We start from the raw sequence: 23,728 nt of genomic DNA, 5'->3' as shown, positions 1-23,728 counted from the left end.
TAGCCATAGACTCATGAGGATTTAGTGTATGCGCATTCGTATTATTCCAGTAACCCCCTTTCAACAGAACTGCACCCTGTTAATCTGTGAGAAAACTCACAAGGCCGCGGTTGTCGATCCCGGTGGTGATGTAGCAAGGATTTTAGCCGCGATTAGCGAAGAGCAAGTAACGGTCGAAAAAATACTCATCACCCATGCTCATTTAGACCATGCCGGTGGCACGCAAGAATTAGCGCAAGCTCTTAATGTGCACATTGAAGGCCCCCATCAAGATGATATTTTTTGGCTGGAAGGTTTTCCAATGCAAAGCCAAATGTTTGGCTTCCCAAAAGTTGAACAATTCACCCCTGACCGCTGGCTAAAACAAGATGACAAAGTAAGCTTTGGCGAGGTTGAGCTAGAAGTGTTACATTGCCCAGGCCACACCCCAGGACATGTCGTTTTTGTTGACCACCAAAGTAACCAAGCCCTTGTTGGGGATGTGTTATTTCGTGGCTCAATTGGTCGGACTGATTTTCCACTCGGCAATCATGATCAACTGATCACCGCGATCAAAACCAAACTCTGGCCATTGCCCGATGATATGGAATTCGTCAGTGGTCACGGCCCTAAATCAACCTTTGGTAAAGAAAAGAAAACCAACCCGTTTATTTTCTAATTTAATAAGTTAACAGCAAGCCGCAGCCAATACTGCGGCATTAACAGCTAATCGCTACACTTCAAGCAACTGCTGCAATTGCTGTTCCGTCAAACTCGCTTGCCAATCAAATTCAGCTTCTTTTTGTAATGAAGCTTGCACATCTGCACGCGCATCCATGGTTGCTAAATATCGCATAATATTCGGAAACTGGGTGATGTCTTGCTTTTGCTTCTCGTGTAACCGCACCCAAGGGTAAATAGCCATATCAGCGATGGAATACTCCCCCGCTACGTAATCTTGCTCACTCAGCTGCTTATCTAACACACTATATAAACGCGTGGTTTCTTCGGTATAGCGCTTAATAGCATAAGGCACTTGGTCTGGCGCATAATGATTAAAGTGGTGATTTTGCCCCGCCATTGGCCCTAAACCAGCCATTTGCCAATTAAGCCACTGTAATACTTCATAGCGCTCAGGGCCAACTTCGGGTAAAAAGGCTAAATGCTTTTCCGCTAAATAAGTCAATATAGCGCCCGATTCAAATACACTTTGACCATTCTCCTGATCGATGAGCGCTGGCATACGATTGTTCGGCGCAACTTCTAAAAACGAAGGAAGAAACTGATCATTCAATTGAATGTTAATAGGCACAATACGATAAGGCACATCAAGAGCTTCTAGCAGCAAGGTAATTTTGTGACCATTAGGAGTTGGGGCATAAAACAAAGTGTACATAAACATTCCTTCCGATAATGATGAAAGTTAACAGTAACAACAGAATTAGATTACCATCTAATGACAAAATTACCTGAGGTGAAAAACACCTCTAAAGTAATAATTGCAGAGCCTAATTTGATTTACATCATCACAAACCAAAATGTCAGTTGCCACTCAATCACGGTTGTGGGACTTTGCTGCTATTAATATTTAGGAGCTAACGCCATGAGCAACAACGTCCACGTTCACGATATTTTAAACCTAATGGAAGCCTCTCAAGCAACCTACAATAATGAATCTTTAGCGGCAGCTTTGAATCAGGCATTTGGCGAACAAGCGCAGTACCGCAGCTGTAAAGTGCAAGGAATGAATGTTGTGGAAGCCATTGAATTTTTAAAAAACAAAGGCAAATTTGAAGGATCGGAAAGCGCATTCAAAAAAGCGGCCGGCCACTGTTGTTCACATCACTAATAAAACTTATAACCAAGCTATCTTCGTTGAGTTGCAGGGCTTTGAACAAAGCATTCAAAGCCCACTCACCACTAATACAAATAACTCACCACCGCTGATACTCCTGACACACTGCATAAGGTCAGTGACATCATTCTGATCTGCTGTTTCGACAATAGATGATTGGTTTTTTTAGCGACATAATAGCCGACTAAACAAGCAGGGATCAGCGGTAAAGTGAGACTAAAATGATGCCAATTTAAATAGCCGGCACCGCCTTGTACTAGCAAAGATAGAATGGAACTGACGACAAAAAAAGCGGATAAATTAGCGCGGATCACATTCGCTTCACCGTGTTGCATTAATAGCGCCATCGGCGGCCCGCCAATGCCGGCACTGGTGCCAAATAAGCCAGAGAAAAATCCCGCAATGGCTAGACGCTTTGGCGTTGGCTCGATTTTAATTGGCAGTAAACTGACCAACACCGCCGCAATCACCGATAGCCCAATCAACAAGGTTAACTGCGCCGCATTGACCCACATCAGCACTGCCCCACCGGCTAACGAGCCCGGCACACGGCCTACCAAGGCGTGCAATAGCCCTTGTAATGAAAAGTTACTGCGATATTGCCAAGCGTTAAACAAGGACAAGATCAAGCCAATAATAGTGATTGGCGCGGGCACATAATCAATCGAAATAAAGATAAGAATGGGCGCGGTGGCAATCGCCAAACCAAAACCTGTGGCGGACTGAATAAATGACCCCATCGCAATCACGACCACAGCAAGTATGATACTCGGCTCCACAATATCCCCTCAACTTTAAACAAAAACACACAAAATCAACTATGCCACTACATACAGCTAAGCTGACAAAAACGAAAAAGCCCCAAGCGGTCGTCACCGCTTGGGGCCTCCATGCACACTTGCCTAACTTAAGCTAGCGGACGCATATGAGGGAACAAGAGTACATCTTTAATCGATGGGCTGTCAGTGAAAATCATCACTAAACGGTCGATACCGATACCTTGTCCTGCTGTTGGTGGTAGACCAAACTCGAGTGCAGTGATGTAGTCTTCATCGAAGTGCATTGCTTCATCATCACCGGCATCTTTCTCTTCTACCTGCTTACGGAAGCGCTCTGCTTGATCTTGTGCATCGTTAAGCTCAGAGAAACCGTTAGCCAGTTCACGGCCACCGATGAAGAACTCAAAACGGTCAGTAATAAATTCATTGTCATCGTTACGACGCGCTAATGGCGATACTTCCCACGGATATTCAGTGATAAAGGTTGGTTGGATCAGTAAGTGCTCAGCGGTTTCTTCAAAGATTTCACACAATACGCGGCCTGGGCCCCATACATCAGCGCTTTCAGGGAACTTAACGCCCACTTGCTTGGCGTACGCTTTGAGTTGCTCAAAGTTGCCTTGTGGGTCACGGATAACCGCTTCATCAAAGTCAGGGTTATGCTGAATAACCGCGTCAATCATCGAAATACGTGCAAATGGCTGACCAAAGTCGTAGAACACTTCTTCAATCACATTGCCTTCAGCGTCTTTTTTGGTATTACGGATCGAAGTTGTACCTAAGATGTCTTGTGACAAGGTACGCAACATATCTTCCGTTAAGTTCATCAGATCTTTGTAATCTGCGTATGCTTGGTAGAATTCAATCATGGTGAATTCAGGGTTATGGCGCACACTCAAACCTTCGTTACGAAAGTTTCGGTTAATTTCAAATACACGCTCAAAACCACCTACGACTAAGCGCTTTAGGTATAGCTCAGGTGCAATTCGTAAGAACATGTCGATGCTTAGGGCATTATGATGTGTCACAAATGGACGCGCACTCGCGCCACCTGGGATCACTTGTAGCATCGGCGTTTCAACTTCCATGAAATCACGGTCGCTTAAGTAACGACGAATACCTTCAACGACTTTAGAGCGGATTTTAAAAGTATCGCGCGTTTCTTGGCTCATCATTAAATCGATGTAACGCTGACGGTACTTGGTTTCTTGATCCGCTAGCCCATGAAACTTCTCTGGCAGTGGACGCAGTGATTTAGTCAGTAATTCATACTCACCCATGTTCACATATAAATCGCCTTTACCCGATTTATGTAGCTGGCCTTTCACGCCAATGATGTCACCCACGTCCAGTAAGCCATACTTTTCTTTCAGATCAGCTTGCACTTTCTTGTCTGCGTAAGCTTGAATACGACCTTTCATATCTTGTAACACAAGGAAAGGGCCACGCTTAGCCATAATACGGCCCGCAATGGCAACGATAATACCCGCACCTTCTAGCTCTTCTTTGCTTTTTTCACCGTGCTCAGCTTGTAAGTCTTGGGTGTAATGCTCACGATCAAAAGTATTCGGGTGGCCATTGGCTGGGCAGTTAACGCGAATTTGATCTAGTTTGCCGCGACGCTCAGCAATCAGTTTGTTTTCGTCTTGTACTTGTTCAGTCATGATGTCATTCTCAAAAAGTGATTAAAGGCCAGATTTCAAACTAGCTTCTATAAATTTGTCTAAGTCACCGTCTAATACTGCTTGAGTATTACGGTTTTCGATACCGGTGCGTAAGTCTTTTATACGCGAATCATCTAATACATAAGAGCGAATTTGGCTGCCCCATCCGATATCAGACTTGTTATCTTCATTGGCTTGTTTTTCTGAGTTTTGCTTTTGTAGCTCATGCTCATACAACTTAGCTTTAAGTTGCTTCATCGCCTGATCTTTGTTCTTGTGCTGCGAACGGTCGTTTTGACATTGCACCACAATATTGGTTGGCACGTGGGTAATACGCACCGCTGATTCGGTGGTGTTTACGTGCTGACCACCCGCACCTGAGGCACGATAAACATCGATACGTAGGTCTGACGGGTTGATATCCACGGCAATATTGTCGTCTATTTCAGGGTAAATAAATGCCGACGCAAATGAGGTATGACGGCGGCCACCTGAGTCAAACGGCGATTTGCGCACTAAGCGATGCACGCCCGTTTCGGTGCGCAGCCAACCATAGGCGTATTCACCCTCAAAGCGAATGGTGGCACTTTTGATGCCGGCAACATCGCCATCTGATACTTCAATCAGCTCGGTTTTAAGGCCATGAGCCTCACCCCAACGCAAATACATGCGCAGTAACATACTGGCCCAATCTTGGGCTTCTGTACCACCCGAGCCAGCTTGTAAATCCAAGTAACAATCACTGCTATCATGAGGGCCAGAGAACATGCGACGAAATTCAAGCACTTCTAACCTAGCTTCAAGCTCAGCGAGTTCTGCTTGCGCTTCGTTAAAAGTATCTTCATCTTCTGCTTCAACCGCCAACTCGACTAAGCCAGCAACATCTTCAAGACCTGACTCCATCACATCAATGGTTTCCACCACGGCTTCAAGGGCACTGCGCTCTTTGCCCAGTGCTTGGGCGCGCTCTGGCTCATTCCAAACTTCAGGTGACTCTAACTCACGGGAGACTTCTTCAAGGCGTTCTTTCTTGGCCTCGTAGTCAAAGGTACCCCCTAAGAAGCTCAGTCCGCTCAGACAGCTCCTTAATTAAATTGTTTACTGGATTTACTTCGAACATGTCGTTACTCGAATTGGATTATAAAATAGGCGCGAAATTTTACCTGAAACGCGCGCCAATAGACAGTGGCATGAATAAAATTAGGCTTAATTGAGAAGGATCTTTTTCATCATCAGGTCGTATATAACCTTACAATTTCAAGATGTGTTGTTCCAGTATGCGATACTTGGTTATAAATCTAAGCTGCAAAACGGAATAGAAAAAATGAAATACAAACCCTATCGACTCGGTCTCATCATTTAAGCGCCGCCATTTTATAGTGGCGACAGCGCATTAACGCTTATTGATTAAGGCATTCTAACGATGACAAAAAAAATTCTCAGCTCAGACATTACTCCCGAATCGGTTTACCTAAACCGACGTAATATCATTAAAGCTTCAGGCTTAATTGCGGGAAGTGCAGCCGTCAGCCCAGCCGCGCACGCCGGTATTTTTGGCTTATTTGAAGATGAAGTTGTGGTCCCAGAGCAAGCGGTTTACCAGCCTAAACCATTAACCATTGCCAAGAAGGTGCCGAATAATTTATCCGAAGTACTGACACCAGAGAGCAAAGTAACCAGTCATAATAACTTCTATGAATTTGGCACCGACAAAACCGATCCAATAGAAAATTCAAAGGGTTTTAATCCTGAGCCTTGGTCAATCAGGATTGATGGTGAAGTGGAGAACCCCCGCACCTTTTCAATGGATGAAATATTGAAAAACCACCCTATTGAAGAGCGCATCTATCGCTTACGCTGCGTTGAAGCTTGGTCTATGGTGATCCCATGGCTGGGCTTTTCTTTGGCTGACTTAATCAAAAAAGTCAATCCAACCTCCAAAGCCAAATATGTTGCGTTTCAAACCTTGTACGACCCTAAACAAATGCCAGGCCAAGCCTCTCGCCTTGGTGGTGGCATTCCCTATCCTTATGTCGAGGGTTTAACCATCGCCGAGGCAATGCATCCACTCACCTTGTTATCAGTGGGCCTTTACGGTAAAACATTGCCAGCACAAAACGGCGCACCAATCCGCTTAGTGGTGCCATGGAAATACGGCTTCAAAAGCATTAAAAGTATTGTCAAAATCACACTTACCGAGAAAGAGCCTCCAACCACATGGCAAGCATTAGCGTCCAACGAGTATGGCTTCTATGCCAATGTTAACCCACAAGTTGATCACCCAAGATGGAGCCAGGCCACCGAGCGCCGTATCGCTGATGGCTTTCGCGCCGAGCGCATTGATACCTTAATGTTTAATGGCTATGGCGACGAAGTGGCATCTTTATATAAAGGGATGGATTTAAGGAAATTTTATTAATGGTTAAAACTTGGGTTGCTAGACATATCAGCACTGTTAAAGTGATGCTGCATGGGGCAGCGTTATTACCTTTATGCTGGCTAGCATGGCAGACTTTTAGTCAGCAGCTCGGGGGCGACCCGGTGCAGTACCTTACTCACTTTACAGGGAAAGGGGCATTAAACTTATTGTTTATTACTTTACTGATCAGCCCCGTTGCCAAGTGGATAAAATGGGGATTCCTACTGCAAACCCGGCGGCTTTTAGGGCTTTGGGTGTTAGCCTACGCCCTAATCCATGTGGGAATTTTTTGGCTACTTGATTTAGCAGGACGCATTGATCTCTTCGTCGAAGAAGTGATAAAACGCCCTTATATTACCTTGGGCTTAATTGCCCTACTGTTACTGATTGCGTTGGGTATTACCTCGGCCAACCGCATCCGACGCAAAATGGGCAGAAACTGGCAAAAACTTCACAATTGGGTTTACCTCATCGTGCTGTTAGTGCCCATCCATTATTACTGGTCGGTGAAGTCAGCGGTGTTTGAGCCAACTATCTACTTAATTATCGCGGCATTGCTACTATTGCTTCGCCGTCAAAAGCTGATGGCATACATACCTAAAAAGATCAGACCTAAGGTCGCTTAATTAAAAGTGTGGGCTAATGCGCTCAATTTGTCGGCACTTTTATTAAGTGATTCAATATCATGACTGACTGCATTAGATAAGCGCACACTTTCATTAGCGCCATCATTAAGATTAGTGATGTTGCGATTAATTTCCTCAATCGTCGCGCTTTGCTCTTCGCTGGCAGCTGAAATTTGAATCGCCAAATCAGATAACACCGCCATTTGTTCGCTAATATCATTAATCATCAATTTACTTTGTTCGGTACTCTTAAGTGTTAATTGCGCTTCTTGTGCCCCATCAGCCATTGCTTTCACCCAACTTTCTAACATTTCCTGCATACCCGCGATTGACGTGCCGATCTGCTTCGTTACTTTATGGGTTCGCATACTTAAACTGCGCACTTCATCAGCAACCACGGCAAAACCACGACCATGTTCACCCGCTCTTGCCGCTTCAATAGAAGCATTTAGCGCCAGTAAATTGGTTTGGTCGGCCACCCATAAAATCTCCCCCATAAAACCACTAATTTTGTCAGCTTCTGCGGCTAATTTAGGCGCTGAATCGGCTGAATTTTGCATCTGTGTTGCAAGATTCGTTACCGTACGAAATGTTTCATCCACTTGCACCAATGACCGCTTACAATGATCATTAACCACATTAATGCGCTCAGCGCTGCTTACTGTGGTATGGGCTATTTCCGCCGTGGCCGTCGACATTTGGTTGATTGCCGCCGCTACTTGTTGCAACTCAAATGACTGCTTCTCAATCGCCGCTTGGCTGTGCTCCGCGGTAACCTGTAGCGAGCAGGCCACCTCTTTGACATTATTGGCTGAGTCATTGCTGCGACCAAGTATAGTGCGTACTTTTGCTTGATATAAACCAATCGAAAAGTCCAATACCGATGCCGGCCCATAGCCGGAATAAACGTGGCGAGAAACGCTGTCATTGCTTAGCTTTAATTTAGCAATATAACGCGGAACATCGAATAACTCGGGCTTAAGCAACACCGCGAAGATGGCAAGCAAAACCCCATTAACTCCGGTTAGTGTCAGACCAGAAAAAAATATTGGCGCAATCAGCAGCAACAACACGGAAATAGCAACCAGTGCCCATTTAATACGAGCATGCTCACTTAAACGCCAAGGCAACGATTTACCAATAGCTAATCTTTTATACAACTGCTGTGCTTGCCGCTTCTGTGTGTCTGTTGGCAATACTCGAACCGACTGATACCCAACCACCTTACCTTTCTCGAGCATAGGCGTAACATAAGCATCCACCCAATAGTAGCGCCCATCTTTACAGCGATTTTTCACCATACCACGCCAATGTTTACCGGCTTTAATGTTGCCCCATAAGTCAGCAAATGCTGCGGACGGCATATCCGGATGACGCACAATATTATGATTCTTATTATTCAGCTCTTCTAAGGTGTAACCCGCTACTTGACAAAAAATCGGGTTGGCATAATTAATGACACCACGTAGATCCGTAGTTGATACCAATTGATCTTGAGCTGAGTAACTCACTTCTTGTGGATCTCGATTGATGGAATTCGTTGTCATAATTAACCTTGTGAAAAGTATGTTTAATACCTGTTAAGCATAGCGATAAATCGAACTAATTCCCCCCTAAGCTGATCCAGACAAATATGACAGAATAATGAACCAATATATAGAAATTAGGAACATATTTGATAACAAAATCAACAAAATAAAAGTCGAAAAATCGATAGTAAAGAAATATATAAAAACTAGATAAAAAAAAGCCCAGTCTAAACTGGGCTTTTTCTAGATAGGAAATCGGTTAAGTAACATTTATTCTACGTGGGCTTTACGCTCTCGCTTACTAAATATTTTCTCTACTATGACAAAGAACAGCGGCACAAAGAAAATACCTAAGAAAGTTGAACTTAACATGCCACCCAATACCGCCGTACCGATGGCATTTTGGCTACCTGAGCCTACACCCGTACTAATAGCAAGAGGCACCACACCTAAACCAAATGCTAGTGACGTCATTAGAATAGGACGTAAACGAACCCGTACAGCATGTAAGGTTGCATCTATCAAGTCGGCACCTTTTTCATAGAATTCTTTGGCAAATTCTACAATCAAAATGGCGTTCTTCGTTGCTAAGCCAACCGTTGTTAATAGACCTACTTGGAAGAACACGTCATTAGGTAAGTCACGACCGTTCATCGCTAATAGCGCACCAATGATCCCCAACGGCACAACTAATACCACAGAGAATGGCACCGACCAGCTTTCATATAAGGCAGCCAATACCAAGAACACTACCAGGATAGACAAGGCATATAAGAATGGCGCTTGGTTACCCGATAACCGCTCTTCATAGGATAAACCATTCCATTCAATACCAAAGCCCGGTGGTAACTGTTTCGCCATGTCTTCTAAGATAACCATCGCATCACCCGTACTGTAACCGGGCGCAGTGCCACCTTGAATATTCATCGCGGGTAAGCCATTAAAGCGCTCTAGTCGCGGCGAGCCGAAGTTCCAATGACCCGTAGCAAACGCAGAAAAAGGCACCATTTCATTGTTTGCATTTTTAACATACCAAGAATCAAGATCTTCAGGTTGCATACGATAACCTGCTTCACCTTGCATATAGACCTTCTTCACTCGACCGCGATCGATAAAGTCATTCACATAAGCGCCACCCCAAGCGGTACCGAGTACACTGTTCACATCATTAATATTAATGCCCAGTGCCCGCAGTTTGGCGTGATCAATATCAATCTGATACATAGGTGCATCTTCTTGACCATTGGGCCTTACGCCGACCAAATTAGGATTTTGCATTGCCATGCCCAATAGCTGATTTCGCGCAGCAAGCAAAGCATCATGCCCTAGGCCATTTTTATCTTGCAGATATAAGTCAAAGCCGTTAGCTGTGCCTAGCTCAATCACCGCGGGCGGTACAAAAGCAAAAACAAAGGCTTCTTGGATTTGAGAAAAGCTCGCCATGGCTCGCCCAGCCACTGATTTAACATCCAGACCCGGCGCTTCACGCTCAGACCAATCTTTTAAATTAACAAATGAAAGACCCATGTTTTGACCACTACCAGCAAAACTAAAGCCAGCAACACTAAACACAGACTGAACACTAGCCGCTTCATCCTCAAGGAAAACCTTGTCGATTTTGCGCAGTACTTCAATGGTACTTTCTTGCGTCGAGTTAGTCGGCAAAATAACCTGAGTGAATAATACCCCTTGGTCTTCGTCAGGTAAGAAGGCTGTTGGCATACGCAAGAATATCCAAGCAACTAAACCAACTAAAGCAAGGTAAATAAGCATTACCCGAATAGAGCGCTTTAAAATGCCTGCGACAGTTGACTGATAACCTGATGTCATTTTGTCAAAGCTACGGTTAAACCAACCAAAAAAGCCAGTTTGAATATGGCTATGACCTTTCGGAATAGGCTTAAGCATTGTGGCACATAACGCTGGCGTTAATACCATAGCCACAAATACAGACAGCGCCATCGCAGACACAATCGTAATTGAGAACTGCCGATATATCACACCCGTTGAGCCACTCATAAAGGCCATCGGCACAAATACCGCCGATAATGTCAAACCGATACCAACCAAGGCGCCTGTAATTTGATCCATTGATTTACGGGTTGCTTCAACCGGACTTAAGCCCTCTTCTTGCATCACACGTTCAACGTTTTCGACCACCACAATGGCATCATCCACCAGCAAGCCGATGGCAAGCACCATGGCGAACATGGTTAAGGTGTTAATAGAGAACCCTGTCGCCGATAAAATCGCGAAGGTTCCCAATAAAACCACAGGAACAGCAATGGTGGGGATCAAGGTGGCACGGAAGTTCTGTAGGAAAAGGTACATGATAATAAATACCAGTACTACCGCTTCTAACAGAGTATGCACAACCCCTTCAATGGATTTTTCAACAAATGGAGTGGTGTCATAAGGATACATCACCTCTAAACCTTGCGGGAAAAAAGGTTGCATTTCAGCCAACTTTTCTTTCACTGCATCAGCTGTATCCAAGGCATTAGCGCCGGTCGCCAGCTTAACCGCTAAGCCAGCAGCAGGCTTACCATTATAATAAGACTCAACCGCATAGCTTTCAGCACCCAGCTCTACTCGCGCTACATCGGCCAAGTAAACTTTAGCGCCAGATACATCGGCTTTGATGATAATTTTTTCAAACTGCTCAACCGTCTGCAAGCGGCTCTGCGCTGACACCGTCGCGTTAAGCTCTTGACCCGGTAGAGAAGGAGAGCCACCAAGTTGCCCCGCAGAAACTTGTGCATTCTGCTCACGAATCGACGCCATGATATCCTGACTGGTCAGGTTATATTGAGTCAATCTAAGAGGGTCGAGCCAAATACGCATCGCATACTGGGCACCGAATAATTGTAACTCACCAACCCCTTCAGCACGGCTTAATGGGTCTTGAATGTTTGACGCAACATAGTCTGCTACGTCATTTTTATTCATCGAACCATCTGAAGATACAAACGCCGCCACCATTAAAAACCCTGAGCTAGATTTACTAACTTTAACCCCTTGGCTTTGAACTTCTTGCGGCAGTAAAGGCATAGCAAGAGAGAGTTTGTTCTGCACTTGTACCTGCGCAATATCAGCATCTGCTTCAGCATTGAATGTCAGAGTAATTTGTGCATTACCAAAACTATCACTGGTCGAAGAAATATAACGCAAGTTATCAAGACCGGTCATGCGCTGCTCAATAACCTGAGTCACCGTATCTTCCATGGTCTTAGCTGATGCACCTGGATAAAAGGCATTAACGACGATACTGGTTGGCGCAATACTGGGGTATTGCGACACGGGTAAACCTTTGATAGCCAAAATACCGGCCACCATGATAAGAATCGAGATCACCCATGCAAAAATAGGGCGATCGATAAAAAATCGAGCCATTAAAAAAACCTTACTGTTGGGCTGAAGAATCAGTTAGTGGTTTGGGAGTAACCACTGCTCCGGGGCGGATTTTCTGTAAGCCTTCCACGATTAATACATCGCCGGCAGCAAGACCAGAAGTAATGCGCCATTCGTTATTAATAGCTTCTGCGGTAGTGACTACACGAGACTCAACCTTATTTTCAGCACCTACCACCATAGCAACCGCTTGACCTTTTGTATTACGCGTAATCGCCTTTTGCGGCACAAGGATCGCCATCGGATCGCTGCCTGCATTTAATATCGCGCGAACGTACATGCCGGGTAATAAAATGCCATCAGGATTTGGGAACTCTGCACGTAAAGTTACCGACCCAGTATTTTCATCCACACTCACTTCAGAGAACTGCAAGGTACCTTCTTGGTTGTAGGTACTGCCGTCTTCTAACACCAATCTAACATTCGCGTTTTCTGATGCTTGTAGCTGACCTTGTTTTAACTTAGCTTTTAATCGTAATAGCTGCGCACTTGATTGCACTATGTCTACATTGATGGGATCAAGTTGTTGGATAGTGGCTAATGTTTGAGTTTGATTTGCTGTAACCAAGGCCCCAGCCGTCACATTTGATTTACCAATACGACCCGAAATAGGTGCTTTTACCTTAGTGTATTCAAGGTTTATTTTGGCCGTATTAATCGCCGCTTCCGCCACAGTTACATCTGCTAGCGCTTCTTTATAAGCCGCCTTTGCTTCATCAAAGTCTTGCTCACTGATCGAGCTTTTCTTTACCAGTGCTTGATAGCGTGCCGCTTTCGCTTTGGCCGATTCTAACTTCGCGTTAGCTCGGGTTAAATCAGCGTTGGCACTCACTAATGCTGCTTTGTATGTCGCCGAATCAATTTGATAAAGGGAGTCACCAGCATCCACACTTGAACCTTCAACAAAACCGCGCTCTATAATGATACCTGTTACCTGAGGCCTCACTTCGGCAACCAAGTGGGCTTTACTGCGGCCTGGCAGTTCAACGCTAATGTTCTGCTCAATGGTTTTTACCTCAACAACCCCCACCTCTGCAGGCGGACGCTCTTTTGGCGAGCCTTGTTGTGCACTACCTTTATCACACGCTGTAATGAAAAGTGCTAAACCTACCAGTGAGGCAACTTTCGCTATTTGCCGCATATATACTCCTACCCAAACCGAAGAACCAAAAAATGGAAACAACAACTATAAAAATCGAGGACAAATTATAGGGTTCCCAATTTTGAATAGCCACAGTTTAATAGCCTATTAATAAGTAAAAAATCAGAAACATCAACTAGCAATATTAACAAGAGACATAATCAGGACGACCTTATTAATACACAGAAATGAATGTAACATTAAGCACCAAGTTGTGGCATTAAAGTACATATTAGGGGATAAAAAAATACCCCTTTTAAATTACAAGAGGGGTACGTCAATTAGCTCTCAATGGTTCAAAAGTTTTACTTAACCCATCCTAGTCGCGATAAACATGTTCAATTGCTCCCGCCTCTTTTAGCGGTAACAGTTTACTGATTTCAAGGGAAACAAGTTCTTGCTCATAAAAGCTATCTTGGTCGGCATTGTCTTTGTTAATTTCTTTACGCACGGCGGATTTTTTACTGTAAGCATTCTCACTCATCCAGCCGCTAACCTGCTCGCCATTCACTTCTGTCACTTTAAATACACCGTATTTATATTTATCGTCAGTGTTTTGATAGAAATGAGAGAAATCCACTAAGTACTTATCATTCACGGCAGGAGCTGATAAAAATACAAGGTCATCTTTCTCAGTTTGTTGATTGTTATAGTCCGCCCAAATAAAAACAGCCGGTAAAATAATCCCCCAATACTGTACAGGAATAAAAAACAGGCTGTGTGAAGGGGCTTTAGCGACCACATTACCAGCTTCATCAAGCACTACCTTACGTTTTTTAACGTTAATGTAGTAACCAAACAAGCCGATAAATGCCCCCGTCATCAATAATGTAATAACCGTTGATAGATATGTTGATGAGCCGCCTGTAATTGCATTTACAGTAAACCCGCTAATAAAAAAGCTCACAACCGCCACAACGATAGTTAACCACCCCCAGCCTCGCCAAATAATCATGTTGTTACTTCCTAGCAAATTAATTAGGCGACCAGTGTAAGCATTTTTAAGTAGGCGCAAAGAGCAGAAATCACACTTTATTGATTTTTATTTCATATTAATTTCTTTGGGAATAAACAGCTCAACCCATAATCCATGCTCAGCAAGGGGCGAGTCATGTAACAGAATGCGATATTGCTGACGTTCAACAATCTCTTTAACGATAGATAAACCCAAGCCACACCCCGTCACTTGCTGGTGAGCCGCGCGATAAAAGCGCTCAAACACACGCTGTTTTTGTTGCTCATCTAAACCGGGGCCGGTGTCCATCACCGAAATACTCATTCCGTCAGCAGAATCCGTCGCAGTTACCCGTATCATGCCATTCTCATCACTGTATCGCACCGCATTATCAATCAAATTACGCAGCAAAATTGACATGGAGTTTTCCGGACAAGTGCAGACAAGATCTGTTGCAACGGCATTATCTACCTGTAAATTCTTAACCTTAATTTGCTCAGACAAAGGAAACAATTGTTGGTCTACTAACCCGTGTAACAGCAGCTTTTTACTGCTTTCACGCCCTCCTTCCTCTTGCAACTCTGTCTCCATTTTACTTAAGGTAATCAGCTGATTGAATAAATGAGTCAGCTTATCCACCCCTTGTACTATTTTCTGCTGAATCGTTTGGGTACGCTCGTCTTGCGGATATAAGTTTTGCGCATGTACCTTAATGGCGGCCAGCGGCGTTCTTAACTCATGAGCCGCATTACTGGTAAAACGTTGTTGGCGTTCAATAGAATGGTCTATTTCACCTAACAGTTGATTGAGGGCATGCACTACCGGCATTATTTCAGACGGCACTTCACGCTCATCCAGTGGTGCTAAATGACTTGGATTACGGCTCTCAATTTCTTCACTGACGCGCAACAGGGAACGAAACCCCATTTGAATAATGATCACCATCAGCACTATCATCACCAGCAACATTAACAACAAACTTTGTACATTCAAGCTCGCGATTTCATGGGTGAGCTCTTCTCTAATTTCCATTTGTTGCGCGGTTTTTATCCATACCTTCAACGGTTCGCTGTAACGGGTAAAACTGCGCCACTGCTCGCCTGCGGTATCTTGCTCAATTTGATAACCGGGTTTACGCACAAACTCAGTCATGTCTAAACCATGGCCCGAGCCTAATAGAAACACACCTTGGCTGGTCCAAATTTGAAAGCTGAGCTTTTTTTCATACTTATGACCGTATAAATCAAACTCTCCACTAGCATGCACATCAGGTGTATTGATAACACGATCTTTTTCAGCTAAAGAGGCAAGGTTTGCGTCTTGTGTATAGTCCAGTTGAATGGATAACAAGCTTTCCAACACTCGAGAAAGTTGTGCGAGTTCAGCGTCATAAAGCTCTTCAGTCTCATGAGAAACTTTATTATAACTAATGAAAATAGCACCGAGCATAGACGTTAAAATCGCACTGGTTAACATCACGATTAGCCAAAAACGAATCGACTTCATGACATTTTTCCTAACCGATAACCCACGCCGCGCACCGTTTCAATCACCGATTTACCCAGTTTTTTGCGCAGGTGATGCACATAAACCTCAACTGTATTACTGCCAATATCTTCACTCCAGCTGTACAGCTGCTCAACCAAAACCTCGCGGCTAAACACCCGAGTGGGATAAGTCATAAAATGCGATAACAACTCAAACTCATGACGTGACATTGCGACAGGTTGCCCTTGGTACATCACGCTATGCTCGGCCGGATTAACCTCAATACCTTGATAGGACAACACCGGCTCGACTCGTCCAGCATGGCGGCGAACCAAAGCGCGTAATCGCGCTAATAGCTCAGGTAAATCAAAAGGCTTAGCCATGTAATCATCGGCGCCGCGATCTAGCCCTAACACTTTCTCATCACAACTATCTCGTGCCGTTAAAATTAACACTGGCGTATTAATTTTAACCTTACGCAGCGCACTGAGCACAGCTAACCCTTCCATGTCGGGTAAGCCTAAATCAAGTACCACCACATCAAACACGCTGCCTTGAGCCAGTATCAGTGCTTGCTGTCCACTACTGGCCCACTCCACCACATGGCCCTGATATTTGAAGGCGTCAGCGACGCCTTCACCGAGTAATGGATCATCTTCAACGAGCAGTATTTTCATTCATTACCTTAGTTTTAATTCGCCGTCACCTTACAGCGTCACCAACAAACGATATATTTCGTCTTTACGGCCTTTGTCAGCCACTTCACGACCCGGACGAGGCGCCGCCTTTAACGCTTGTTGCAGTACTTTTTTCGCTTCTTGCTTTTTCTTCTGCTGAATTAAAAAGTCGCCATAAAAAAAGTTACTATCTATGCCATTAGGGTTAAGTTGCAAGGCTTTTTTAAAATAACTGCGCGCTTTATCGTCATCGCCAAAACCGATTGGCCAACCGGGTACTTGATAATACAAGCTCGCTAAACTGGTATAAGCAGAGCCATCAAGGGCTTTATCGTCTATTTCTAACGAACGCTCAAGCAAACTTTTTGCTTGCTTAACTAAGCTCAACGCGCCCAAACCGCCTTTTTCACCGGCATACGTGCTTAGTATAATTGCGTTCCAAATCATTAAATTCGCTGACTTCGGATGCGCTTTTAGGGCCTCTTCTGCTTGTTTAACTAAGGTTTCAAAGCCTTTTTCTCGTTCTTTTTCATCGACTTCATATTTAATATGCGCCCAATCTTGCTGCAGTGAAACCATCATATCATCAGCACTGGCAGCCCATAGTTGGCTAGAAAATAACATCATTAATGCAATTAGGTATTTCATGGTCATACTCCTTGTATGTTGAACTGGTTGATTCGTGTTTTCTGTAGGCCTGAGCTGCTCAGAGAATTTGTGATGTTCGCTGAGCAAGCTCAGCGCTACTGTGTGACTAAAAAGCGTTTAATCAACGCCAAGTTTTTATTAATGGATTTGTCGACCACGTTGGGCAGCAAACCGTTAATGGCAACAAATAACTTTTCTGGCCAGCCTAAATTTTGCCGAGCGCCTTGGCCTTGTAATAGCGCCAGCAATTGACTCGCCACCCACTGGGGACTATCGGTATGGTTGCCCAGTGCTTGGTTCATCGCACTGGCAGCGTCTGAGTTAAGGGTGGTCGACGTGGTTCTTGGCGCAAGATATTTCACCTTGATATTGCTATCCGCTAACTCCCTTGCAAGGGCTTCACTAAAACCTCGCAAGGCAAATTTACTGGTGCAATAAGTGACATAGCCGGGGTGGCCTATTGCCCCTAAAATCGAACCGACATTGATAATCACGGCTTTATCTGCAAGCTTTAGTTTGCTGATGAGTCCTTGTGTTAACAGCATGGTCGCCGTTACATTGGTGAACAAAGTGTCTTCAATCGCCTGGGCTGATTGCTGTTCAAATAAAACAAACTGGTTCACCCCGGCTAAATTAATTAAGCCGGTTAAGGGCAGTGAATTAACCCGTGCAATTAAACGCTGGCGATCAGCGGCCAAAGTCAGGTCGGCACTGACAATCTGATGTTGCTGGCCCAATGTAGTGTCAAGCTCAGACAATAGCAGCGCAAGTCGCTCCTTGCTGCGTCCTTGCAATACTAAATTGGCGCCCTGCTTAGCCAACGCTTTTGCTACGGCTTGACCTATGCCACCAGTCGCCCCGGTCAGTAAAATAGTCGATGTTTGCTCATTCATCTTTCACCTCTACCGCCGAAGAAAGCACTTCGCCATACAAACGGTAAAACATCTTGGTGGCGTGAATGATGCAATCTTGATCGTCTGGGTCGGTGATCTTGTTCATTAAGCGTTCAAAAAAGGCGACATGTTCAATGTCGAGGGAGCCGTGAGAGCGCAAATAACTGAATGCGTTATCTGGCAAATTTAGCGCTTGCTGCACAATAGCGGCGGTTTCCGTGGCCATTGCCGTGCTGGTGCCTTCAAGCACATGCACCATGCCAAAAAAAGCCAATGGATTAACCCGTTCAATTTGATGATAAGCATACGCCACCATCACCTCAGTGCTCGGGTGCGGCTTAATATAAGGGACTCGGTCGCGCTCGCCGCCCGCCGCACCTAAATCATTTAATATCCATTGCTCATGGCCAATCTCTTCTTCTATGTACTCTGCCACCGCACTTTGTAGCCAATGATATTGCTGAGGTAAGCGTGAACCACATGCCATCAGTAGTGGCACCGTGTGCTTAACATGATGATAGGCCTGAGTTAAAAAGGCCTGATAATCACCTAAGCTAACATCCGCCTCACGGGTTTTTCTAAATACGTCTCGGCTCAAAAAAGCCTGCTGCTCTGCTTGAGTTTCACTGATTAAACGCTGAAAAAAGCTCATATCCATTCTCCCTAAAATTCTAATTTGCTGATACGTATTGGCTAGACGAATAAACCGCTGCAATATCGTGTTGATAAACGTGCCAAACTTGCTCACGGCGCAGCCGGCCATTACTGGTTAACAATCCATTTTCAAAGCTAAATGGCGTGGTCGCCACTAGCCAATGATGTATTTGTGCATAGTCAGGTAACTGCTGATTCAATTGGACTAATGCTGTGGCAAGTTGCACTTGGCTTACATTAGGTAGCAGCGCGATCACCGCGGTAATAAAGGGCAACCCATCACCAAAAATGGCACTGTGGCTTACGCCCGCTAGCCCATTAATTTCTGACTCAATCCACTCCGGTGAAAAATTGCGGCCAAAGCTGTTTATTTGCACATTTTTTTGTCGGCCACTGAGGTGTAAAAATCCCTGCTCATCTAGCCAGCCGAGATCGCCGGTATGAATAATCGAGTCATCAAATGGCTGATAAGGCTCACCTGCAGCGCCTAAATAGCCCAGCGCATTAGCGCCTTTAACGCACACTTCACCACTTGGTGAAAAACTCAGTTCAATATGTGTTAAAGGCTTGCCAACACTGCCAAAACGCTGTGCGCTGGGCGTATTCAGCGCCACCACCGAGCCACATTCACTTAAGCCATAGCCTTGATAAACCGGTAAACCTAAACCTGCAGCTTGCTGTAATATTGCTTGCGGAACATGCCCGCCGCCAACGGCGATAAAATGCAGCTGATGCTGATAAGCTTTACTCGCCACTAGCATCAGCATGAGTTTGAGTAACTCAGGCGTTAATATCAGGCTATTTGGCCCAAAGGTAGTTAAACAGCTGATCAAGGTAGGCACATCAATGCCATTAGAGCCACTGAGCCCCGTTTGCTGCTGATCCACTAGCACCAAGGATTTACCTAAACATAAGGTGACAAACGCACCTGCGATGTTTTCCAGCATCACAGCTAAAGGCAACAAACATAAGTGTCGCTCTAAGGTTTGACTGACTTCTAATTCCTGCACAACGGACATCAAGCTCTGGCACACTTGATCAATCAGCTGCTGGCTAATACAAACGCCTTTCGGCGCACCTGTTGTGCCCGAGGTATAAGTGATCAAACAGGTATTGGCGGGCATATTGGCAAGGCTGATGTCGGTATCGGCTAGCTTTAAGGTTTGGGTGCCTTCAAGCCATACGCCCTCAACCTGGTTCGGCCAAGGAAAGCCATCCCCACCAGCAAGCTTGTCAACAAACACATACTCTATTTGGCCTTGGCTAACTAAGTGTTTAACTTGCTGCTCACTGAAAAAGGGCGGGATTGGCGTCACCGTCACCCCCGCTTGCATCGCGGCTAACTCAACCACCAGCCATTGCCAGCTGTTACTTAAGCTAATACCAATATGGCGAATGGCTTGTTCGCTAAATTGCTGTGCTAGCAGCCCTATTTCCTGATGCAGTTGGCTGTAAGTTAGATCTGAATCGTGTCGCTCAGCCGCGCCGCCAAACACGGCGATGTTAGTTGGCGCTTGAGTGGCATAGTGAGCTATTTGGTCTAGCACTAACATACTTCACCCCACTGACAATGAAGATCCGCCATCACATCGGTGATTGGGCTATTAATTTGTTGTAATAACTTATTCAGCAGTGGGTTTGCCATTAATGACGCCACCCCAGCAACAATATCTATTACCAACACCTGTGGCTCAAATTCATAATAACGCCCCCAATCAGAGGTTGGCTCAGTCAGCGCACTGATCTTGGCGTCAGCCAAAAGGTGAGAATAAGGATTCAGGCCCAGTTGAGAAAAGCTATTACGAACTTGACTGGTGGCGGTAATGGTTAACCAACGATAACCTTGTTGCAGAAAGTAACTGGCCAAATTAAGAATAAGGCGGCGCGTGGCGCCATATGAATCGGAGGCTAGGTTGCCCATTTCAATAATTTGCTCACGCTTTGGCGGCGTGACGCCTAGCGCATCAGCGATACAAAGCTCGACTGGCTGGGAGAGATATTGCTCTAGAAACAGCGGACGTTGGCTCGCAGGCGCAAAGCCGAGTGACGCTTTAATATTGGTTTCACGGTCAACCAAGGCTAATAAGTGGGGCAGAAAATCCGCGACTTTAGCGCCATAAGCTTGATAAAAACGAGACTGGATAAAGTGTCGCACACAATCTCGATTATCTTCATTTAATAACAGCAGTATTTCTGGGTGAACTGCGTTTGCACGCGATAACTCAGAACATGGTCGCTCAGCAGAAGGTCGCTCGGAATAAGCTAACTCAGCGTCATAACGAGATGTTGTTAATTTCATGGCCACTCCTTAGTCTCGGGGTGACACATCCCTTGATGTATCACCTTATCGACTAAGTTAGTGGTCTTTTCTTAACGGTATCTTAAGGGGGTAAATTTCAACGATTTAAATCAAAGATTTTTTTGCCAAAACATCGCGCTGCCCATTTCAGGATCAAGCTCATAACCGGCAAAGCCCGCTTTTAAGTAAGCTTGTTTGGCTGGTGTATTGCCTTCTAACACTTCTAGTGTCACCTTACAGCAGCCCTGCTCGCGGGCAATCTCTTCCACTTTATCCATCAGTTTTTTACTCAAACCTAGGCCGCGATATTCAGCTTTAACTGCAATATCGTGAATATTAACTAATGGCTTGGCCTTAAACGTGGAAAAAGCAAAAAAAGCATTGGTTAAGCCAGCAGGCTTACCATCAACATAACAAATCAAGCTAAACGCATGAGGCAACTTCGCTAGCTCAGTAGTCAGATTAGTGGCCACTGACTCGCTGAGCGCCTCCCCCCCTCCCATTGGATCGAGGGCATAGGCATTCAGTAAATCCGTTAAATCTTTTGCTTGTTGCGGATGGTTGTAATCTACTTTTACTACTTTAATATCCATCTTTTCCTTCTTTCCCTCTTTGTTAGTTAACGCGAACCGGCGCTAAATGCGCTTTTACGCTACTGGGTAATAAAGCCAATGCCACTTTACGACACGGATTCCAAAACGCAGATAACAATAATAATGCTGCGCCGATCAGTAAGGCGGTGGTGGCAAAGCCCATGCTGATATTGCCATGATGTGAGAACAAGGTCGACAGCGCATAAATCACATAGCCCAGTGCTGATACCATCAGTGCACGGCGATCAATCGCCAAAGACACTAGGCCTATCAGCAAGTACACACCTATAATGATGGCAGACTGAGCGCTGCTGCTGTCGCCACTAAACGCGCCGAGTAGCGCAAAAACAGGATGTACCATTAACGGCGCCGCCAATAAATGCAGCCAAAAAGCGACATCAGCGCGGCGTGTTTCTCTTTGCTGATCTGAAAAATCCCAATACAAAGCAAACGCAAACACAGATAAACCACTTAGCAGTAGCATGACCAGTAACAAACCGTAGGAATCGGGGAAGAAGCCTAAGATCAAACTTAACACCAACGCCACCACAGATGCCGTAATAGCTGCGATGGTAATGGGCACCGAAAAGCGCAGCCAATGTAACCAAGCCGATACGCCCGCTACCACACAAGTGAGCGCGACGTTCAAAGCCACGTACAAGGCAAGGTCTTGAAACACCCCGTCACCAAACACCGATAAATCGTTAGATAAGCCAATAAAGGGTAGCCATTCAAATGCCGTGGTCGCTGCGCCCCAAACAAAGCAAAACATCAACACGATGGCAGGCAACGCCATACGGCGCTGGCGAATAAAGAACTCGCTCAGCCCCCATGCCGTCACAGCCACCACCAGCGGACCAAAACCAACGCCAACACTGCTGGCAATAAAATTGGCCGAAATCAGTAACAAGCCACAGGCAATCACCACAAAAATATCATTAAAGCCGGTGATCAAGCGAAAGCGCTCCTCATCGGCGCTGCTGCTATGCTTTAAATTTGCCACGTGCTCGCGAAATGCCGTCGCCGTTTCTGGGCTAAAAATGCCGGCACCCACTGCAGAATTAATGTCATCATCACTGTACATAGATTCGTTCCTTCAAAAAGATTACGAGGCACTATACAAGATTGACCTGAAAAATGAATTAAACTGGGCGTAACAAACGATTTGTCTCAGGCAAGATATTCTATCCAGCGGAAAAGCCATGGTATAGTGAAACAAAATATACTTGAGCAATCTGAGAAACAACATGGCAAATATTCCTCATAACTATAAGCAATTTGAACAAGGCTACCGCGACAAAGCACTAAAGCTGTTCCCTTGGATCTGTGGTCGCTGCGCCCGTGAATTTACCTTTTCTAACTTACGTGAGCTAACGGTTCACCACATCGATCACGACCACAATAATAACCCCAACGATGGCTCAAACTGGGAACTGTTATGCTTATATTGCCATGACAATGAACACGCTAAATACACCGAAGCACGTGAATATGGCTCATCGGTACAAGCAGGAGCAGATTTAAATCAAGAAGTGGCGACCAGTAACCCGTTCGCAAATTTACGTGAAATGATGAATAAGAAGTAAATGAAGCACAATGGTGATTGTCATCGCTTGGAGGTAAGGGGAAAATGGCTTACGCCGCTCCCCCCATTAAGTCAACTTAAAGGCAAATTACTTTGCTTTTTTAAGTTGCTTAGCTAGCTTTTTCAGCTTGCCTTCTTGCTTAGCGATTTTAGCTTGACGTGCTTTGATTTCTTTTTTGATTTGCTTAGCTTTTGCCATGATGACAGTTTCCTTAAAAAATAATAAGTTAGTTAACTTGTGACATTTCTCACTTATTCATGAGAGGTATTTTCAGCCACAAAATTGCGTATAAACCGACGTATTTCCCGAGCTGCGCTGGTGTCTAATTGCTCACATAAGCTAACGAACTGATCCCGCTCAATGTCATTAATTCGAATCACCAACTGACTGTTTTTCTTCTTTACTTTCTTATTATCTAACATAATGTTGAACCAATAATTAGCTAAACAAGTTAGCTAGAAAGAGTAAAGATAGCCATAAACGCCTATCTCTTGCACATCAGATGTATATACAACACCTACTTTACCTACCC

The 23,728-nt window shown here is 44.9% G+C and carries 23 protein-coding genes; 5 read left to right on the top strand and 18 right to left on the bottom strand.

The features are described 5' to 3' along the window. Nucleotides 1-28 precede the first annotated feature (28 nt). Nucleotides 29-658, top strand: a complete 630-nt coding sequence (locus tag K6Y31_RS06900; protein WP_233052073.1) for an MBL fold metallo-hydrolase — start codon at nt 29-31, stop codon at nt 656-658. A 54-nt stretch (nt 659-712) separates the two neighbouring features. Here K6Y31_RS06900 and K6Y31_RS06895 read toward each other — a convergent pair whose 3' ends face one another. Then, nucleotides 713-1,375: a glutathione S-transferase N-terminal domain-containing protein gene (locus K6Y31_RS06895; protein ID WP_233052072.1), complete on the bottom strand. Its 663-nt coding sequence runs from the start codon at nt 1,373-1,375 to the stop codon at nt 713-715. 207 nt (nt 1,376-1,582) lie between these two features. On the opposite strand from K6Y31_RS06895, the gene K6Y31_RS06890 reads away from it, so the two are divergent. Continuing rightward, nucleotides 1,583-1,828 (top strand): YecH family metal-binding protein, encoded by a 246-nt coding sequence (locus K6Y31_RS06890; protein WP_233052071.1) that lies wholly within the window; start codon nt 1,583-1,585, stop codon nt 1,826-1,828. A 71-nt stretch (nt 1,829-1,899) separates the two neighbouring features. Here the strand turns inward: K6Y31_RS06890 and K6Y31_RS06885 are convergent, their stop codons facing one another. The 3 genes from K6Y31_RS06885 to prfB all read right to left on the bottom strand — a co-directional run bounded on the left by K6Y31_RS06885 (nt 1,900) and on the right by prfB (nt 5,397). Then, on the bottom strand, nt 1,900-2,613 hold the full coding sequence (locus K6Y31_RS06885; RefSeq protein ID WP_233052070.1) for a sulfite exporter TauE/SafE family protein: 714 nt from the start codon (nt 2,611-2,613) through the stop codon (nt 1,900-1,902). Between the two features lie 128 nt (nt 2,614-2,741). Beyond that, the gene (gene lysS / locus K6Y31_RS06880; RefSeq protein WP_233052069.1) at nt 2,742-4,277 is read right to left on the bottom strand and encodes a lysine--tRNA ligase; all 1,536 of its coding nucleotides are present in this window, start codon (nt 4,275-4,277) and stop codon (nt 2,742-2,744) included. A 21-nt stretch (nt 4,278-4,298) separates the two neighbouring features. Continuing rightward, nucleotides 4,299-5,397, bottom strand: a protein-coding gene (prfB, locus tag K6Y31_RS06875) for a peptide chain release factor 2 (protein WP_233052068.1) whose coding sequence is annotated in 2 segments (ribosomal slippage) — nt 4,299-5,321 and nt 5,323-5,397 — 1,098 coding nt in all. Because the reading frame shifts where the segments join, the coding sequence is not laid out codon by codon here. 303 nt (nt 5,398-5,700) lie between these two features. Between prfB and msrP the strand changes: the two genes are divergently transcribed. Both msrP and msrQ read left to right on the top strand, forming a co-directional pair. Continuing rightward, the gene (msrP, locus tag K6Y31_RS06870; protein ID WP_233052067.1) at nt 5,701-6,696 is read left to right on the top strand and encodes a protein-methionine-sulfoxide reductase catalytic subunit MsrP; all 996 of its coding nucleotides are present in this window, start codon (nt 5,701-5,703) and stop codon (nt 6,694-6,696) included. Then, entirely contained in the window at nt 6,696-7,322 is a 627-nt protein-coding gene (gene msrQ, locus K6Y31_RS06865; RefSeq protein ID WP_233052066.1) for a protein-methionine-sulfoxide reductase heme-binding subunit MsrQ, read from the top strand. Before msrP ends, msrQ begins: the two co-directional genes overlap by 1 nt. Here msrQ and K6Y31_RS06860 read toward each other — a convergent pair. From K6Y31_RS06860 to K6Y31_RS06800, 13 genes are all read right to left on the bottom strand, one after another. Continuing rightward, nucleotides 7,319-8,869, bottom strand: coding sequence for a methyl-accepting chemotaxis protein (locus K6Y31_RS06860; protein WP_233052065.1), 1,551 nt, complete (start codon nt 8,867-8,869; stop codon nt 7,319-7,321). The two genes, msrQ and K6Y31_RS06860, sit on opposite strands and share 4 nt — an antisense overlap. A gap of 252 nt (nt 8,870-9,121) precedes the next feature. Beyond that, a complete protein-coding gene (locus tag K6Y31_RS06855) occupies nt 9,122-12,244 on the bottom strand; it encodes an efflux RND transporter permease subunit (protein ID WP_233052064.1) in 3,123 nt (1,040 codons plus the stop codon). A gap of 10 nt (nt 12,245-12,254) precedes the next feature. Next, nucleotides 12,255-13,403, bottom strand: a complete 1,149-nt coding sequence (locus K6Y31_RS06850; RefSeq protein WP_233052063.1) for an efflux RND transporter periplasmic adaptor subunit — start codon at nt 13,401-13,403, stop codon at nt 12,255-12,257. Nucleotides 13,404-13,722: 319 nt separating this feature from the next. Next, the gene (locus K6Y31_RS06845) at nt 13,723-14,358 is read right to left on the bottom strand and encodes a hypothetical protein (RefSeq protein WP_233052062.1); all 636 of its coding nucleotides are present in this window, start codon (nt 14,356-14,358) and stop codon (nt 13,723-13,725) included. An 87-nt stretch (nt 14,359-14,445) separates the two neighbouring features. After that, on the bottom strand, nt 14,446-15,864 hold the full coding sequence (locus K6Y31_RS06840; RefSeq protein ID WP_233052061.1) for an ATP-binding protein: 1,419 nt from the start codon (nt 15,862-15,864) through the stop codon (nt 14,446-14,448). Further along, a complete protein-coding gene (locus tag K6Y31_RS06835) occupies nt 15,861-16,523 on the bottom strand; it encodes a response regulator (RefSeq protein ID WP_233052060.1) in 663 nt (220 codons plus the stop codon). The genes K6Y31_RS06840 and K6Y31_RS06835 overlap by 4 nt, the downstream gene beginning before the upstream one ends. A gap of 30 nt (nt 16,524-16,553) precedes the next feature. Continuing rightward, entirely contained in the window at nt 16,554-17,171 is a 618-nt protein-coding gene (locus K6Y31_RS06830) for a tetratricopeptide repeat protein (protein ID WP_233052059.1), read from the bottom strand. Between the two features lie 95 nt (nt 17,172-17,266). Beyond that, on the bottom strand, nt 17,267-18,064 hold the full coding sequence (locus K6Y31_RS06825; protein WP_233052058.1) for an SDR family oxidoreductase: 798 nt from the start codon (nt 18,062-18,064) through the stop codon (nt 17,267-17,269). Then, entirely contained in the window at nt 18,057-18,716 is a 660-nt protein-coding gene (locus K6Y31_RS06820) for an iron-containing redox enzyme family protein (RefSeq protein ID WP_233052057.1), read from the bottom strand. The genes K6Y31_RS06825 and K6Y31_RS06820 overlap by 8 nt, the downstream gene beginning before the upstream one ends. Before the next feature lie 19 nt (nt 18,717-18,735). After that, nucleotides 18,736-20,271, bottom strand: a complete 1,536-nt coding sequence (locus K6Y31_RS06815; RefSeq protein WP_233052056.1) for an AMP-binding protein — start codon at nt 20,269-20,271, stop codon at nt 18,736-18,738. Then, nucleotides 20,265-21,017, bottom strand: coding sequence for a thermostable hemolysin (locus K6Y31_RS06810; RefSeq protein ID WP_233052055.1), 753 nt, complete (start codon nt 21,015-21,017; stop codon nt 20,265-20,267). Before K6Y31_RS06810 ends, K6Y31_RS06815 begins: the two co-directional genes overlap by 7 nt. A gap of 110 nt (nt 21,018-21,127) precedes the next feature. Continuing rightward, nucleotides 21,128-21,610, bottom strand: a complete 483-nt coding sequence (locus K6Y31_RS06805) for a GNAT family N-acetyltransferase (RefSeq protein WP_233052054.1) — start codon at nt 21,608-21,610, stop codon at nt 21,128-21,130. Between the two features lie 22 nt (nt 21,611-21,632). Next, nucleotides 21,633-22,694, bottom strand: a complete 1,062-nt coding sequence (locus K6Y31_RS06800) for a hypothetical protein (protein ID WP_233052053.1) — start codon at nt 22,692-22,694, stop codon at nt 21,633-21,635. A 163-nt stretch (nt 22,695-22,857) separates the two neighbouring features. On the opposite strand from K6Y31_RS06800, the gene K6Y31_RS06795 reads away from it, so the two are divergent. Further along, nucleotides 22,858-23,196, top strand: coding sequence for a YajD family HNH nuclease (locus K6Y31_RS06795; protein ID WP_233052052.1), 339 nt, complete (start codon nt 22,858-22,860; stop codon nt 23,194-23,196). A gap of 251 nt (nt 23,197-23,447) precedes the next feature. Here the strand turns inward: K6Y31_RS06795 and K6Y31_RS06790 are convergent, their stop codons facing one another. After that, a complete protein-coding gene (locus K6Y31_RS06790) occupies nt 23,448-23,618 on the bottom strand; it encodes a hypothetical protein (RefSeq protein WP_233052051.1) in 171 nt (56 codons plus the stop codon). Nucleotides 23,619-23,728: the final 110 nt, after the last annotated feature.

Origin of the sequence: Motilimonas cestriensis (assembly GCF_021295315.1) — a bacterium.
In the GTDB taxonomy this organism is placed as follows: Bacteria; Pseudomonadota; Gammaproteobacteria; order Enterobacterales; family CBDFNC01; genus Motilimonas; species Motilimonas cestriensis.
The sequence above is the reverse complement of the archived record's forward strand: the minus strand, read 5'-3'. Positions and strand labels throughout refer to the sequence as shown.